The organism is Mycobacterium sp. IDUB_5, from assembly GCF_055419565.1.
In genome coordinates this window covers 241,664-256,451 of record NZ_JBVAXX010000008.1, presented here as the reverse complement: position 1 = coordinate 256,451, position 14,788 = coordinate 241,664, and the positions used below count along the sequence as shown (strand labels likewise).

Sequence of the window (14,788 nt, the reverse complement as noted above, 5' to 3'; positions counted from 1 at the left end):
CTAGCGCTCGAGCAGGTGCTCGAGTGACTCCCGGTCGATCGCATCGAACTCGTGGTCCTCGACATGCATGTAGTGGCGCACCCGGTTGACGAAGTCGTTGATCGAGGCGTTGAACGCGTCGGTGGCCGCGTTGCGCTGCTCCAGTGACAGCGCACTGGCGATCTCCTGCGCGAACGCGGTGTAGATGACGCGTTGGGCGCTGTCGGCGATGTCGCTGGGCGCCACCAACCGCAGCTCGGTCAACAATGTGATCGCGCGCTTGACGTCGTCTTCGAGCACCCCGGTGGCGCGCACCACCCGGAACAGGACAGCCAGCCGATCCATGGTCTCCGGGATCGACGGGTCGGACTCGCGGGCCAGCGCGAGGAACTCGTCGCGGTCGGTGGTGCGGGCCAGCCGGCGGGTCATCTCGGCCCACTCCGCGGAGAGCTGCCTGAGTCCGTTGCTCGCCACCGAGATCTCCGTCATCGCGGCGACGAACCGGATCGTCGTATCCCGCAGCAGGTCGAACCGTTGCCGTTCCTCTTCGAGCACACTCTGCCGCTCGTGGGTCTTCTTCGCCGTCCAGTAGGTCGCGATCCCGCCCACCATGGTGCCGAGCAGGCTGGCTGAGGCGGTGATCGCCGGGATCACCCAATCGGTCATGGACGGCAGTATCGCGCTCGCCGCCCGAATGCGGCGGGCAACTGGCGACACGCGCTCCACACCAGAAGCCCTGCCTGGATGCCGAGGGCGATGGAGATCATCGAGATCACCGTGACCCCGACGGCGTCGGAGCTGTCGTCGCCGATCAACTCGGTGACGCCGATGAACCCCAGCGAGCCGGGCACCAGCAGCCAGAACCCGGGCAACAGCAGCGTCGCCGCCGACGGCGTGTTGGGCCGGCGCGCCACGAACAGCGCGCACAGCGCCAGCGCCAGCCCACCGCCGAAGCCGCTGGCGTAACTGCCCAGCGTCACGTTGCCGACCAGCTGGCCGGCATAGGAGACGAACAGGATCAGCAGCATCCAGCCCATGAAGCGGGTCGGCGGACCGTGGTAGAGGAATAGGCCGACGGCGTAGAGCGCGCAGCCCAGCCACGGCGCCCACGGCCCGAAGCGGTCCACCACCGCGACGCTGAGTTCACTTGCGGTGAGGCCGACCACCTGGGCGGCGATCAGGATGCCGAAAGCCAACTGCGCCAAGCGCATTGCGCCGGCGATCAGGCGGGCCGAGCCCGAGACCATGTCGCGGGTGCTGAGTTCGATGACCGCCAGCGTGATCGCCGTGCCGGGCAGGAACATCACCAGCGCGGGAGCCAGCGCCCGCAGACTGCCCTCGCCCAGGTGCAGCGCGCGCCCGAGCGTGAACGAGCACAGCGCCACGGTGAACGCGGCGAGCACCGGAAGCAGCTGGGTCAGCGGTGCGTTGCGACGGGCCAGGACGCCCGCCACCCCGACACCGAACCCGAACAGCGTGGCCGCGCCGAGCGCGACCAGATTGGGCTGCAGGATGAGGGCGAACGCCGCGCTCTGAAGCGTGTACCCGACCACGAACGCCCATGCGCCGAAGCGGGAGCCCATCGCCTCGATCCGGGCCAGTTCGGCGAGGCCGTCGGCCGGGCTGATCTCGCCGCGGCGGGCCTGCCCGACGAGTGCGGCCAGCGGGAAGGTCTGGTCGAAGCGCACCTCGACCTCGGCGCTGCTCATCTCCAGCGAGTCGCCGCCACTCAACTGAATGTGGTTGGGCAGCACCAGCATCTCGCCCTCGACGCCGTAACTCTCTGCGCAGGTGACCAGCGTCGTGCGCACCGTCCCGATCGGGTAGCCGGCGGCGATCATCGCCGCACCCAGGCGCGCGAGGAACAGCGTCGGGGTTGCCCGTTGGGTTGTCGCTTCGTCTTCCACCGGCCGCACAGTAAACCCCCTACGGTGGGGCCATGGGCACTTTGCGGGTCGGGCTCGTCGGGCCGTACCCACCGTTCGTCGGCGGAGGCGACGGTCTGGATGTCGACCTGGCCGAGGCGCTGGGGACCGGGCTCGGCGACGACGTCGTCGTCGCATCAGTCGGCGACGTGGCCGAGGGGATGGACCGGCTGCGGGCCGGCGCCCACGACGTGCTGCTGGGTGGGTTGACCGTCACCGCCGAGCACGACGTCGCGTTTCTACCCCCCTACGTCATCAGCGGACAGGGGCTCGCGGTCAACACCCGCAGGCTGCCCCGTGTCCGGTCGGCGGCCGACCTCGGCGGGCTGACGGTGCGCCGCGACGACCGCGGCAGACTCGACGCCGCTGTCGCCGACCTGGCCTCCGGCGCCTGCGACGCACTGCTGGGGCTGGCGCCGGTGCTGGGCGAACTGGTGCGCGATGTGCCCGACGTCGAGGTGGTCGAACGCGGGCTGTCGGTGGACGAGATCGCAATCGCCGTCGCCGCAGGAAACACTGCGCTGATGGCGCGCGTGCAGATGGCGCAAGCCGCGCTGGAGGAGGACGGGACTTTGCAGCGGCTGCGCCGGAAGTGGCTCGGAAATCCCTACGTCGATCAGGCCGCGGCGATGCGGTAGGGCGGTCGCGGGGCAACCGCGCGCTGCGTGTACCGCACGCACTAGGCTGGCCCCGAGTACTTGAACGATTACGAACACTGCAACGACTGTGAGCAGTTCGACCGAGTAGGAGACTGACGTGACGATCCGGGTAGGCGTGAACGGTTTCGGCCGTATCGGGCGCAACTTCTTCCGCGCACTCGACGCGCAGAAGCAGGCGGGCAAGAACACCGACATCGAGATCATCGCGGTCAACGACCTCACCGACAACGCGTCGCTGGCCCACCTGCTGAAGTTCGATTCGATTCTCGGCCGGCTGCCCTACGAGGTGAGCCTCGAAGGTGACGACACCATCGTCGTCGGCGACACCAAGATCAAGGCGCTCGAGGTCAAGGAAGGCCCGGCCGCCCTGCCCTGGGGCGATCTGGGTGTGGACGTCGTCGTCGAGTCCACCGGCATCTTCACCGCCCGCGCGAAGGCGCAGGGCCACCTCGACGCCGGCGCCAAGAAGGTCATCATCTCGGCGCCCGCCAGCGACGAGGACATCACGATCGTGCTCGGCGTCAACGACGACAAGTACGACGGCAGCCAGAACATCATCTCCAACGCCTCCTGCACCACGAACTGCCTCGGCCCGCTGGCCAAGGTGCTCAACGACGAGTTCGGCATCGTCAAGGGCCTCATGACCACGGTGCACGCCTACACCCAGGATCAGAACCTGCAGGACGGCCCGCACAAGGATCTGCGCCGTGCCCGCGCGGCCGCGCTGAACATCGTGCCCACCTCGACGGGCGCCGCGAAGGCGATCGGCCTGGTGCTGCCCGAACTGAAGGGCAAGCTCGACGGCTACGCGCTGCGCGTGCCGATCCCGACGGGGTCGTGCACCGACCTGACCGCGGAGCTGGCGAAGGCGGCGTCGGCCGACGAGATCAACGCGGCCATGAAAGCCGCCGCCGACGGACCGCTCAAGGGCATCCTCAAGTACTACGACGCACCGATCGTCTCGAGTGACATCGTCACCGATCCGCACAGCTCGATCTTCGATGCCGGTCTGACCAAGGTGATCGACAACCAGGCCAAGGTCGTCTCCTGGTACGACAACGAGTGGGGCTACTCGAACCGCCTGGTCGACCTGGTCGGCCTGGTCGGCAAGTCTCTCTAGCACGATGGGAATCAAGTCCCTCGAAGACCTGCTCGCAGAGGGAGTGTCGGGTAGGGGCGTGCTCGTGCGCTCCGACCTGAACGTCCCCCTCGACGGCGACGCGATCACCGATCCCGGCCGCATCATCGCGTCGGTGCCGACGCTGAAGGCACTCAGCGACGCCGGTGCGAAGGTCGTCGTGACGGCGCACCTGGGCCGGCCCAAAGGTGAACCGGATCCGAAGTTCTCGCTGAAGCCGGTGGCCGCGGCACTGGCCGACAAGCTCGGTCGCCACGTCCAACTCGCCGGCGATGTCGTCGGCAGTGACGCGCTGGCGCGCGCCGAAGGCCTGACCGACGGCGACATCCTGCTGCTGGAGAACATCCGCTTCGACGCGCGGGAGACCAGCAAGGACGACGCCGAGCGCGGCAAGCTCGCCAAGGCACTCGTCGAGCTGGTCGGTGATGACGGCGCGTTCGTCAGTGACGGTTTCGGTGTGGTGCACCGCAAACAGGCGTCGGTGTACGACGTCGCGGCGCTGCTCCCGCATTACGCCGGCGCGCTGGTCGACACCGAAATCAAGGTGCTCGCGCAGCTCACCGACTCGACGCAGCGGCCCTACGCCGTCGTGTTGGGCGGGTCGAAGGTGTCGGACAAGCTGGCCGTGATCGAGAACCTCGCCACCAAGGCCGACAGCCTGATCATCGGCGGCGGAATGTGCTTCACCTTCCTTGCCGCACAAGGGCTTTCGGTCGGCAGCTCACTGCTCGAGGAGAGCATGATCGAGACCTGCCGCAAGCTGCTCGACGACTACGGCGACGTGCTGCACCTGCCGGTGGACATCGTCGTGGCGGAGAAGTTCGCGGCCGATTCGCCGGCCGAGACGGTGGCGGCCGACAAGATCCCCGACGGCAAGATGGGCCTGGACATCGGCCCGGAGTCGGTGAAGCGCTTCTCCGCGCTGCTGTCGAACGCCAAGACGATCTTCTGGAACGGCCCGATGGGAGTGTTCGAGTTCCCGGCGTTCGCGGCAGGCACCAGGGGGGTGGCCGAGGCCATCATCGGAGCCACCGGCAAGGGCGCGTTCAGTGTCGTCGGCGGCGGGGACTCGGCCGCCGCAGTGCGTCAGCTGGGCTTGCCGGACGACGGTTTCTCGCACATTTCCACCGGTGGCGGCGCGTCGCTGGAATACCTTGAGGGCAAGCAACTGCCCGGCATCGAAGTCCTGGAGACCTGATATGGCACGTAAGCCGCTGATCGCCGGCAACTGGAAGATGAACCTGAACCACTTCGAGGCGATCGCGCTGGTGCAGAAGATCGCATTCTCGTTGCCGGACAAGTACTTCGACCGTGTCGACGTGACCGTGATCCCGCCGTTCACCGACCTGCGCAGCGTGCAGACGCTCGTCGACGGCGACAAGCTGCGGCTCACTTACGGGGCGCAGGACGTCTCGCAGCACGACTCGGGCGCCTACACCGGTGAGGTCAGCGGGGCGTTCCTGGCCAAGCTGGGGTGTTCTTTCGCCGTCGTCGGGCACTCGGAGCGCCGCACCTATCACCACGAGGACGACGCGTTGGTGGCCGCCAAGGCTGCGGCCGCGCTCAAGCACGGGCTGACTCCGATCGTCTGCATCGGTGAGCCGCTCGAGGTGCGCGAGGCGGGCGACCACGTCGAGTTCAACGTGACGTCGCTGCGCGGCTCGCTGGCCGGGCTGTCGGCCGAGCAGATCAGCGGCACCGTCATCGCCTACGAACCGGTGTGGGCGATCGGCACGGGCCGGGTGGCCAGTGCCGCCGATGCGCAGGAGGTGTGTGCCGCCATCCGTAAGGAGCTGGGGGAGCTCGCCTCGGCGGAGATCGCGGCGGGGGTGCGTGTGCTCTACGGCGGCTCGGTGAACGCCAAGAACATCGGCGAGCTCATCGGGCAGGGCGATGTCGACGGTGCGCTGGTCGGTGGAGCCTCACTCGACGGCGAGCAGTTCGCCACGCTCTCGGCGATCGCGGCCGGCGGCCCCCTGCCCTGACATGAACACCGCCCAAACCGACGTTTGGGCGCATTCTTTCGAGACCGGCACGCCATTTCGTCGATCTCGGCACGGCCGGGGCGTGATTGGCTGCCGGCGATCGGCGCCCTGTAGTCTGGCGGCCATGGAATTGGCCCTGCAGATCATCCTGGTCGTGACCAGCGTGCTGGTCGTGCTCTTGGTTCTGCTGCACCGCGCCAAGGGTGGCGGTCTGTCCAGCCTCTTCGGTGGCGGCGTCCAATCCAGCCTCTCGGGCTCAACCGTGGTCGAGAAGAACCTGGACCGGTTGACGCTGTTCATCACCGGCATCTGGGTGGTCTCGATCATCGGCATGGCGCTGCAGATCAAGTACAGCTAAGCCAGCGCGCGCAACACACCTTCGGCTGCCCGCCGCCCGCTCACCAACGCTCCCTGAATCGACGCGGTGTCGCGGTGATCGCCGCACACCCACAGCCCCGACCCATCGCGCACCGGCTTGCGCGCCACCAGCGGCGGCAGCTGGGGCGGCAGGGCGTCGGGCACCACATGCCGGATCACCGGCTGCCACTCCGCTCCCGGGACCCCCAGGATCGTGGCCGCGTGCGCACGCATCTGTGCCTCCGTCGGCTCCGGATGTCCGGGACCGAGTAGAGCTGACGCGGCGATGAGGTGCCGGCCCGCCGGCGCATAGCTGGGCGCCGCCGCGCTGATGACCGCGGTGTTCACCACCGGCCCGGTCGTGCCGGGCCTGCCGTCCACCCAGAGCATGGGCGGACCGTGCCACGGCTGGTCGGTGGCCCACCAGTCGGTGACGACACCGTGCATCGCGGCGGGCGTGCCGTTGACCCACTGAGCGGCCTGGGGCGCGGCGGTCGCGACCACCACCTCACGGGCCTTCACCCGACTCCCGTCCTCGGCCCGCACCTGCCACCCGGAGCCGGCCCGCGTGATCTCGACGACCCGGTGGTGCAGGACCACGCGCTCACCCAGCGGGGCGGCAAGCTGGCGGGGCAGCGCCGCCATACCCCCGGCCGGGAGCGCCGGCACGCCGAGCGCGAAGGTACGCACCAGCAGCAGCGCGAACGCGTTCGACGTCGCCCCGGAGTCGTCGAGCACGACCCCAGCCAGGAACCGGTCGATCACCCGCCGCAGTTCGCTCGAGACGCCGCTGCGGTCCAGCGCGGCCGCCAGCGACATGTCGCCGCCCTTTTTGAGGTGCCCCGGCCGCAGCGCACCGTGGGCCCAGCGTGTCAGCGCCACCACATCGCGCGGCGCCACCGCGCGTCCTGCCAGCATGGCCGGCACGCGCGCCGGCGACCGCAGCGGATGGGCCAACACCACGTGACCGCGTTCGCGGCGCACCCCGACCCCGGCGCCGAACGGCTGCAGCTGCAGTGCGGCGACGTCGACGCAGCGGTCCAGTTCCGGGTAGGCGGGATTGAGCACCTGGAAGCCACGGTCGCAACGGAAGCCGTCGACGACGTCGGTCCGGATCCGGCCCCCGACGTCGTCGGCGGCCTCCCACACAGCCACCTCGCGCCCGGCGTCGCCGAGCACCGACGCACACCGCAAGCCGGCCAGACCCGCACCGATGACGACGACCTCGGCTTCCGTGACCGCGACGGCTTCGGGGACGCTCATCCAGCCACGCTACCGTGGCTCGCCGTGCGCCCCCCTGTTGCTGCGTCGATACTGGGCACCATGCCGCCGACAGCCGACAGCCTGCTCGAACCCATCGGAGCCGTCCAACGCACCCAGGTGGGCCGCGAGGCGACCGAGCCGATGCGGGAGGACATCCGCCTGCTGGGCGCGATCCTCGGCGACACCGTGCGTGAACAGAACGGCGACGAGACCTTCGGCCTCATCGAGCAGGCCCGGGTCGAGTCGTTCCGGGTGCGCCGCTCCGAGATCGACCGCTCGGAGCTCGCGCAACTGTTCGACGGTATCGACGCCCGCCAGGCGATCCCGGTGATCCGCGCCTTCACCCATTTCGCGTTGCTGGCCAACGTCGCCGAGGACATACACCGCGAGCGCCGCCGGGCGCTCCACGAAGCCGCCGGTGAACCACCCCAGCCCAGCAGCCTGGCCGCCACCTACCTCAAGCTCGAGGACGCCGATCTCGACGCGAAAGAGGTGGCCGACGCGCTCGAGGGTGCGCTGGTCGCCCCGGTCATCACCGCGCATCCCACCGAGACGCGGCGCCGCACGGTGTTCGACACCCAGCACCGCATCACCGAATTGATGCGGATGCGGCTGCGCGGACACACCCACACCGAGGACGGCCGCGACATCGAGAGGGAGCTGCGCCGCCACATCCTCACGCTGTGGCAGACCGCGCTGATCCGGCTGTCGCGCCTGAAGATCTCCGACGAGATCGAAACCGGGTTGCGCTACTACCCGGCGGCGTTCCTGGACGTCATCCCGCGCGTCAACGCCGAGGTGCGGGCCGCGCTGCAGAGCCGCTGGCCCGAGACCGACGTGCTCGCCGAACCGATCCTGCGTCCGGGATCGTGGATCGGCGGGGACCGCGACGGCAACCCCAACGTCACCGCCGAGATCGTCCGGATGGCCACGGGCAGTGCAGCTTTCACCGCCTTCACGCACTACTTCGCCGAGCTCACCGCACTCGAACAGGAACTGTCGATGTCGGTCCGGCTCGTCCATGTCAGCGAGGAACTGGCCGCTCTGGCCGATGCGTGCACCGAGCCGGCTCGCGCCGACGAGCCCTACCGGCGCGCGCTGCGCGTCGTGCACGCGCGGTTGACCGCCACCGCCGGCCAGATCCTGGACCGCCAACCCGAACACCAACTCGACCTCGGCATGACGCCGTATGACACCCCCGCCGAGTTGTCCGCCGACCTCGACACCATCGACGCATCGCTGCGGGGCAACGGCAGCTCGGTGCTCGCCGACGACCGCCTGTCCCGACTGCGAGAAGCAGTGCATGTCTTCGGTTTTCACCTCAGCGGACTCGACATGCGGCAGAACTCCGACATGCACGAGGAGGTGGTCGCCGAGCTGCTGGCCTGGGCCGGCGTCCACTCCGACTACGCGTCGCTGAGCGAAGACGAGCGGGTCGAGCTGCTCGCCGCCGAACTCGCCACCCGCCGCCCGCTGATCGGCCCGGGTGCGCAACTCTCCGAGCTGGCGCGCAAGGAGCTCGACATCGTCATCGCCGCCGCACGGGCGGTGCGCGTGTTCGGGCCTGCGGCGGTGCCCAACTACATCATCTCGATGTGCCAGTCCGTGTCGGACATGCTCGAAGCGGCGCTACTCCTCAAAGAAGCTGGGCTGCTGGATGTTTCCGGTGAGCACGTCTATGCACCGGTCGGCATCGTACCGCTGTTCGAAACGATCGACGACCTGCAGCGCGGCTCGGCGATCCTGCAGGCGGCCCTGGATCTTCCGCTCTACCGCGCCGTCGTGGCCGCCCGTGGCGACAGCCAGGAGGTGATGCTCGGGTACTCCGATTCGAACAAGGACGGCGGGTACCTCGCCGCGAACTGGGCGCTGTACCGGGCCGAGCTGGATCTCGTCGAGACGTCCCGCGCCGCCGGAATCCGGTTGCGGCTCTTTCACGGTCGCGGCGGCACCGTCGGCCGTGGTGGTGGCCCGAGCTACGACGCGATCCTGGCGCAGCCGCCCGGCGCGGTGAATGGGTCGCTGCGGATCACCGAGCAGGGCGAGGTCATCGGTGCGAAATACGCCGAACCTCGCATTGCCCACCGCAACTTGGAGACGCTGCTGGCGGCCACGCTGGAGGCCACGCTGCTCGACGTGGAAGGCCTCGGCGACGAAGCGGAACCGGCCTACGCCGTCCTCGACGACCTGGCTGCCCGCGCGCAGCGCGCGTACGCCGAATTGGTCCACGAGACACCGGGTTTCGTCGACTACTTCAAGGCCTCGACGCCGGTCAGCGAGATCGGCGCGCTGAACATCGGCAGCAGGCCGACCTCGCGCAAACCCACCACGTCGATCTCCGACCTGCGGGCGATCCCGTGGGTGCTGGCCTGGAGCCAGTCGCGGGTCATGCTGCCGGGCTGGTACGGCACCGGCACCGCGTTCGAGGACTACATCGGCGACGGCCCCGACAGCGACGCGCGGCTGGAGGTGCTGCAGGACCTCTACCGGAGGTGGCCGTTCTTCGCGACGGTGCTGTCGAACATGGCGCAGGTGCTGGCCAAGTCGGACCTGGGGCTGGCCGCGCGCTACGCCGAGCTGGTCGACGACGCCGAGCTGCGGCACCGGGTGTTCGACAAGATCGTCGACGAGCACGCCCGCACCATCCGGATGCACAAGCTCATCACCGGCCAGGACGATCTACTGGCCGACAACCCGGCGCTGGCGCGGTCGGTGTTCAACCGCTTCCCGTACCTGGAGCCGCTGAACCACCTGCAGGTCGAGCTTCTGCGTCGCTACCGCTCGGGGGACGAGGACGAGCTGGTGCAGCGCGGCATCCTGCTCACGATGAGCGGGCTCGCCACGGCGCTCCGCAACAGCGGCTGAATCGTTGCTGCCGCAACAGCGGCTGAATCGTTGCTGCCGCAACAGCGGCTGAATCGTTGCTGCCGCAACAGCGGCTAGGTCGCCGTCACCCCCGGGATACGCCCCTCGCGGAACGCCTCCACGAAATGCCGGTGGTCCTCCCGGGCGACGGCGGCGTACTCCAGACCGAACGCGACGATGTCGGCGACGAACTCGTCTTCGTGGTCGCCGATCGCGGCGACGATCGCCTCCTCGGTCTGGAACCGCACCAGCGTCTGATCGCTGTCGGAATCGCTGACGCAGTGCACCTTGGCGACCGCCTGGCCCAGTTGCGTGACGACCTCGGTCAGCTCGTCGGGCTCGGTCAGCTCCGTCCAGTCCAGATCGGCCTCATACGGCGAGATCTCGCTCACCACGAATCCGACCCCGTCGATGTCGGTGTAGCCCAGCAGGGGATCTGCGTGTGCCTGGAGGGCACGTTGCGAGACGGCGGTCCGGTGCCCGTGGTGCTGGAAGTAGCCGTGGACCTCCGCGTCGTCGACGACTCGGCTCGGCGCGGCGACGTTGCCCTGCTTCAGCGACAGCACGACGTCGTTGTCCAGCGCCTGGTTGAAGCCCTCGATGAGGATCGTGTAGGCGGGCAGTCCGGCGCTGCCGATCCCGAATCCGGAGTTGGCGGTCACGTCCTTGACGTCGTAGGCGATGCCGCGGAAGCGTTGCGCCTCCGGGATCGTCTCGAGATAGCGGTGGAAAGCCTCGATGACCGTCTCGCGTTCCTCGCCGTCGAGGCGCCGCGCACCGGGCCGCTCCCGCAGCCGGCGGTCGCACTCGTCGACGACTGTGATGCGGTCGAGCATTTCGGAGCGGGTGGACAGCCGCGCCGATTGCAATGCCGAGAGCACCGCGCCGCGAGCGGTGTCCAGGTTCAGCGAGAACGAGGCGTCGTCGTCGGTCTCGGTGAACCAGCGGACCTGCTCCACGTAGGCCTGCGCGAACGCCGCGATCAACGACGAGATCTGCTCGTCCGACAGTGCTTTCTGCCAGCACATCAGCGCCAGACTGGCGGCGAATCGCTGCACGTCCCAGGTGAAGTGCCCGACGAACGCCTCGTCGAAGTCGTTGACGTCGAAGATCAGCACGCCGGCGCCGTCCATGTAGGTGCCGAAGTTCTGGGCGTGCAGATCGCCCTGGATCCACACCCGGCCAGTGCGCTCGTCGGCCCACCGGTCCTCACGTCCCGCGACGTCGGCGTAGAACACGCACGCGCTGCCCCGGAAGAATGCGAACGGATCGGCGGCCATCTTGCGGAACTTCGTGCGGAACGCGTCGGGGTCGGCGCTCATCAGGTCGGCGAACGCGTCCACCAGTGTGTCGACGATCCGCGACTCCCTTTCGTCAGGCATCAGCCGATCCCGGCGCCGCGCCTGAGCCGGCCCATCACCCCGCGCACGACCTGGTCGGTGACGGCCAGCGGGGCGACCAGCGATTCGCCCACCCCGACGATCCGCTCGACGCGGGTGACGATGCCCTCCAAGCGGTCGACCACCGCGATCAAGCGCGGGGCCAGTTCGTCGATGTTGCTGATCGTGTCGTTGAATCGGGCCAGGGTGGCATCCAGGTTGCCGGTGGATTTGTCCAGGTCCTCCAGCGTCTCGCTCAATCCCTCCAGGATGGTGTCGACCTGCTCGACGGTGACGTCGGCGTTGAGCGCGGCCTGCGCGAGCTTGCGGATCCGCTCCGATCCGGTGCGCACGGGTTTGCCGCTTCGATCTGCCATGTCGGCCAGTATGACCCGCCCGGTCGGATACGGTGGTCAAGATGTCCGTATGAGCGTTCGGGTGGCGCTGTTCGCCGCCTGCTACAACGACCTGATGTGGCCGGAGACGCCGAAAGCCGTTGTCCGGCTTCTGCGCCGCCTCGGCTGCGACGTCGAGTTCCCGCGCGACCAGACCTGCTGCGGGCAGATGTTCACCAACACCGGGTACGCCGCGGAGGCGGTGCCCGCTGTCCGGGCGTTCACCACGGCGTTCGCAGGCTACGACGCTGTCGTCGCTCCCTCTGGATCCTGCGTGGGGTCGGTGCGTCATCAGCACCGAGACGTCGCGGCGCGTTCGGGCGACGACGACCTGGCGGCCCTGGTGGCCGACGTGTCTCCGAAGGTCTACGAGCTCTCCGAGTTCCTGGTCGACGTGCTCGGTGTCACCGACGTGGGGGCGTACTTCCCGCACCGCGTCACGTACCACCCGACGTGTCACTCCCTGCGGATGCTGCGGGTCGGCGACCGGCCGCGACGGCTCCTCGAGGCGGTGCGTGGCATCGAGCTGGTCGAGCTGGCCCAGGCCGACCAGTGCTGCGGATTCGGTGGCACGTTCGCGATGAAGAACGCCGACACCTCTATCGCGATGGGCTCGGACAAGGCCCGCGCCGTCCGCAACACCGGTGCCGAAGTGCTTGTCGCCGGCGATAATTCGTGTCTGGCGCACATCGGCGGACTGCTGTCGCGCCAGCGCGCGGGTGTGCGGGTCCTGCACCTGGCGGAGGTACTCGCGAGCACAGAGGAGCGCCCCGCATGAGCTCGTTTCTCGGCCTGCCTGCCTTTCCCGTCGCTGCTCGTGCCGCGCTGAGCGATACCGTGTTGCGCCGCAACCTCGCTCACGCGACCGGCACCATCCGGGCCAAGCGGGCCGCCGTCGTGGAGGAGCTCTCCGACTGGGAGTCTCTGCGACTCGCCGCGGCCGCCATCAAGGACGCTGCACTGCACCGCCTCGACGAGCACCTCGAGGCCTTCGAGGCGAACGCGGCGGCGGCCGGGGCCACGGTGCACTGGGCGCGCGACGCGGCGGAGGCCAACCGCATCGTCGTCGATCTCGTCCGTGCCCAGGGTGCCAACGAGGTGGTCAAGGTCAAATCCATGGCAACCCAGGAAATCGAGCTGAACGAGGCGCTGGCCGAGGCCGGGATCGACGCCTGGGAAACCGATCTGGCCGAACTCATCGTGCAACTCGGCGACGACTGGCCCAGCCACATTCTGGTTCCGGCGATCCACCGCAACCGCGCCGAGGTCCGCGAGATCTTCCTGCGCGAGATGGGCCGCGTGGGCCGGCCCGCCCCGCCGGATCTGACCGACGAGCCGCGCCGCCTCGCCGAGGCGGCACGGCTGCACCTGCGGGAGAAGTTCCTGCGCGCCCGCGTGGCCGTCTCCGGCGCGAACTTCGCGATCGCCGACACCGGCAGCCTCGTGGTGGTCGAGTCCGAAGGCAACGGGCGGATGTGCCTCACCCTGCCCGACACGCTGATCTCGGTGGTCGGCATCGAGAAGGTGCTGCCGTCGTGGCGCGATCTGGAGGTGATGCTGCAGGTGCTACCGCGTAGCAGCACCGGTGAGCGGGAGAACCCGTACACGTCGGTGTGGACCGGAACCGCCGACGGGGACGGTCCGCGCACCGTCCACATCGTGCTGCTCGACAACGGCCGCACCGACGTTCTGGCCGACCCGGCCGGCCGCGACGCTCTGCGCTGCATCCGCTGCTCGGCGTGCCTCAACGTCTGCCCGGTCTACGAGCGCACCGGTGGACACGCGTACGGCTCGGTGTACCCGGGACCCATCGGTGCGGTGCTGACCCCGCAGCTGCGCGGGACCGGCAGCGCGGTGGACAAATCGCTGCCGTACGCCTCGAGCCTGTGCGGTGCCTGCTTCGACGTGTGCCCGGTGCGCATCGACATCCCGTCGATGCTGGTGCACTTGCGCACCCGGATCGTCGACGAACACCGTGGCGGCGTGCCCTCGCCCGAACAGGCCGCGATGACGGCGGCGAGCTGGCTGATGGCCGACCATCGGCATCTGGAAGCGTTCGCCACCGCCACCGGACTCGGGGGAAAGATGTTGCGCAGCAGGATGTTCGGCGGCAAGGACCGGTTGACGGCGCTGCCGTGGCCGGCGAGTGCTTGGTCCGGTGCCCGTGACGCGCCGGTGCCACCGACCGAGTCGTTCCGGGCGTGGTGGGAGCGCACGGGTGGGGAGTGACGCGCGGGCCGAGATCCTCGGCCGTATCCGTGCCGCGCTGTCGGATCGGCCGACGCCGGCCGACGTCCCGTGGCGCTACGGCGCCGACGTCGGTACGGGGGAGCAGGATCTGGTGGAGCGCTTCTGCGACAGGGTGGCCGACTATCGGGCGCAGGTCGAGCCCGTCCCCGAAGCCGGTGCAGCGCACGCGATCGCCGCGGCTCTGGGCGATGCGCGCACCGTGATCGCCGACGGTGCGGTCCAGGCGGCCTGGCCGGATGCCGCGCCGTGGGTGTCCGACACCGGGCGCAACGCAACCGAACTCGACGACGTCGACGCCGTGGTCACCACAGCGACGGTGGCGATCGCGAACACCGGCACACTCGTCTTGGACCATGGCCCCGGCCAGGGCAGGCGGGCGCTGAGCTTGGTGCCCGACCGGCATGTGTGTCTGGTGCGCGTCTCGCAGATCGTCGACGACGTACCGAACGCCGTCGCGCGGCTCGTGGAACTAGGCGTCCACACTCGACCGCTGACGTGGATCAGCGGGCCGAGCGCCACCAGCGACATCGAACTGGACCGCGTGGAGGGCGTGCACGGCCCGCGGACGCTGCACGTGATCGTCCTCGTCTAGA

14 protein-coding genes are annotated in these 14,788 nt (G+C 69.1%); 9 read left to right on the top strand and 5 right to left on the bottom strand.

Going from position 1 to position 14,788, the window contains the following annotated elements:
* Nucleotides 1-645 carry a hypothetical protein gene (locus tag ACZY1G_RS25675; RefSeq protein WP_463817818.1) on the bottom strand — a complete coding sequence of 215 codons (645 nt, stop codon included), beginning with the start codon at nt 643-645 and terminating at the stop codon, nt 1-3.
* The gene (locus ACZY1G_RS25670) at nt 642-1,886 is read right to left on the bottom strand and encodes a threonine/serine exporter family protein (protein ID WP_463823962.1); all 1,245 of its coding nucleotides are present in this window, start codon (nt 1,884-1,886) and stop codon (nt 642-644) included. The genes ACZY1G_RS25675 and ACZY1G_RS25670 overlap by 4 nt, the downstream gene beginning before the upstream one ends.
* A 32-nt stretch (nt 1,887-1,918) precedes the next feature.
* On the opposite strand from ACZY1G_RS25670, the gene ACZY1G_RS25665 reads away from it, so the two are divergent.
* From ACZY1G_RS25665 to secG, 5 genes are all read left to right on the top strand, one after another.
* The gene (locus tag ACZY1G_RS25665) at nt 1,919-2,542 is read left to right on the top strand and encodes an ABC transporter substrate-binding protein (protein ID WP_463823961.1); all 624 of its coding nucleotides are present in this window, start codon (nt 1,919-1,921) and stop codon (nt 2,540-2,542) included.
* A 118-nt stretch (nt 2,543-2,660) separates the two neighbouring features.
* Nucleotides 2,661-3,683 carry a type I glyceraldehyde-3-phosphate dehydrogenase gene (gene gap / locus ACZY1G_RS25660; protein ID WP_463817821.1) on the top strand — a complete coding sequence of 341 codons (1,023 nt, stop codon included), beginning with the start codon at nt 2,661-2,663 and terminating at the stop codon, nt 3,681-3,683.
* Between the two features lie 4 nt (nt 3,684-3,687).
* Complete coding sequence (locus ACZY1G_RS25655) at nt 3,688-4,899, top strand: phosphoglycerate kinase (RefSeq protein ID WP_463823960.1); 1,212 nt, start codon at nt 3,688-3,690, stop codon at nt 4,897-4,899.
* Between the two features lies 1 nt (nt 4,900).
* On the top strand, nt 4,901-5,686 hold the full coding sequence (tpiA, locus tag ACZY1G_RS25650) for a triose-phosphate isomerase (protein ID WP_463823959.1): 786 nt from the start codon (nt 4,901-4,903) through the stop codon (nt 5,684-5,686).
* A gap of 124 nt (nt 5,687-5,810) precedes the next feature.
* Complete coding sequence (gene secG, locus ACZY1G_RS25645; protein WP_046361928.1) at nt 5,811-6,044, top strand: preprotein translocase subunit SecG; 234 nt, start codon at nt 5,811-5,813, stop codon at nt 6,042-6,044.
* Here the strand turns inward: secG and ACZY1G_RS25640 are convergent.
* Nucleotides 6,041-7,306 carry a flavin monoamine oxidase family protein gene (locus tag ACZY1G_RS25640; RefSeq protein WP_463823958.1) on the bottom strand — a complete coding sequence of 422 codons (1,266 nt, stop codon included), beginning with the start codon at nt 7,304-7,306 and terminating at the stop codon, nt 6,041-6,043. The two genes, secG and ACZY1G_RS25640, sit on opposite strands and share 4 nt — an antisense overlap.
* 60 nt (nt 7,307-7,366) lie before the next feature.
* Here ACZY1G_RS25640 and ppc point away from each other — a divergent pair, with 60 nt between their 5' ends.
* Nucleotides 7,367-10,171 (top strand): phosphoenolpyruvate carboxylase, encoded by a 2,805-nt coding sequence (gene ppc / locus ACZY1G_RS25635; RefSeq protein ID WP_463823957.1) that lies wholly within the window; start codon nt 7,367-7,369, stop codon nt 10,169-10,171.
* A 74-nt stretch (nt 10,172-10,245) separates the two neighbouring features.
* Here ppc and ACZY1G_RS25630 read toward each other — a convergent pair whose 3' ends face one another.
* Nucleotides 10,246-11,553 (bottom strand): DUF2252 domain-containing protein, encoded by a 1,308-nt coding sequence (locus ACZY1G_RS25630; RefSeq protein WP_463823955.1) that lies wholly within the window; start codon nt 11,551-11,553, stop codon nt 10,246-10,248.
* The gene (locus ACZY1G_RS25625) at nt 11,553-11,927 is read right to left on the bottom strand and encodes an ATPase (RefSeq protein ID WP_463817827.1); all 375 of its coding nucleotides are present in this window, start codon (nt 11,925-11,927) and stop codon (nt 11,553-11,555) included. Before ACZY1G_RS25625 ends, ACZY1G_RS25630 begins: the two co-directional genes overlap by 1 nt.
* Before the next feature lie 49 nt (nt 11,928-11,976).
* Here ACZY1G_RS25625 and ACZY1G_RS25620 point away from each other — a divergent pair, with 49 nt between their 5' ends.
* From ACZY1G_RS25620 to ACZY1G_RS25610, 3 genes are read left to right on the top strand one after another with little or no spacing between them, the layout of a single operon-like run.
* Nucleotides 11,977-12,723 carry a (Fe-S)-binding protein gene (locus ACZY1G_RS25620; RefSeq protein ID WP_463823954.1) on the top strand — a complete coding sequence of 249 codons (747 nt, stop codon included), beginning with the start codon at nt 11,977-11,979 and terminating at the stop codon, nt 12,721-12,723.
* On the top strand, nt 12,720-14,174 hold the full coding sequence (locus tag ACZY1G_RS25615; RefSeq protein WP_463823953.1) for a lactate utilization protein B: 1,455 nt from the start codon (nt 12,720-12,722) through the stop codon (nt 14,172-14,174). The genes ACZY1G_RS25620 and ACZY1G_RS25615 overlap by 4 nt, the downstream gene beginning before the upstream one ends.
* Nucleotides 14,164-14,787 (top strand): LutC/YkgG family protein, encoded by a 624-nt coding sequence (locus ACZY1G_RS25610; protein WP_463823952.1) that lies wholly within the window; start codon nt 14,164-14,166, stop codon nt 14,785-14,787. Before ACZY1G_RS25615 ends, ACZY1G_RS25610 begins: the two co-directional genes overlap by 11 nt.
* The last annotated feature ends 1 nt before the right edge of the window (nt 14,788 follow it).

Excerpts from the sequence above, each read along its gene's own strand:
- ACZY1G_RS25675 (WP_463817818.1), bottom strand. The coding sequence starts at position 645 with ATGACCGATTGGGTGATCCCGGCGATCACCGCCTCAGCCAGCCTGCTC.
- ACZY1G_RS25630 (WP_463823955.1), bottom strand. The coding sequence starts at position 11,553 with ATGCCTGACGAAAGGGAGTCGCGGATCGTCGACACACTGGTGGACGCG.
- secG (WP_046361928.1), top strand. The coding sequence starts at position 5,811 with ATGGAATTGGCCCTGCAGATCATCCTGGTCGTGACCAGCGTGCTGGTC.
- ACZY1G_RS25625 (WP_463817827.1), bottom strand. The coding sequence starts at position 11,927 with ATGGCAGATCGAAGCGGCAAACCCGTGCGCACCGGATCGGAGCGGATC.
- ACZY1G_RS25620 (WP_463823954.1), top strand. The coding sequence starts at position 11,977 with ATGAGCGTTCGGGTGGCGCTGTTCGCCGCCTGCTACAACGACCTGATG.
- ACZY1G_RS25655 (WP_463823960.1), top strand. The coding sequence starts at position 3,688 with ATGGGAATCAAGTCCCTCGAAGACCTGCTCGCAGAGGGAGTGTCGGGT.
- ppc (WP_463823957.1), top strand. The coding sequence starts at position 7,367 with ATGCCGCCGACAGCCGACAGCCTGCTCGAACCCATCGGAGCCGTCCAA.
- ACZY1G_RS25665 (WP_463823961.1), top strand. The coding sequence starts at position 1,919 with ATGGGCACTTTGCGGGTCGGGCTCGTCGGGCCGTACCCACCGTTCGTC.
- tpiA (WP_463823959.1), top strand. The coding sequence starts at position 4,901 with ATGGCACGTAAGCCGCTGATCGCCGGCAACTGGAAGATGAACCTGAAC.
- ACZY1G_RS25615 (WP_463823953.1), top strand. The coding sequence starts at position 12,720 with ATGAGCTCGTTTCTCGGCCTGCCTGCCTTTCCCGTCGCTGCTCGTGCC.
- ACZY1G_RS25640 (WP_463823958.1), bottom strand. The coding sequence starts at position 7,306 with ATGAGCGTCCCCGAAGCCGTCGCGGTCACGGAAGCCGAGGTCGTCGTC.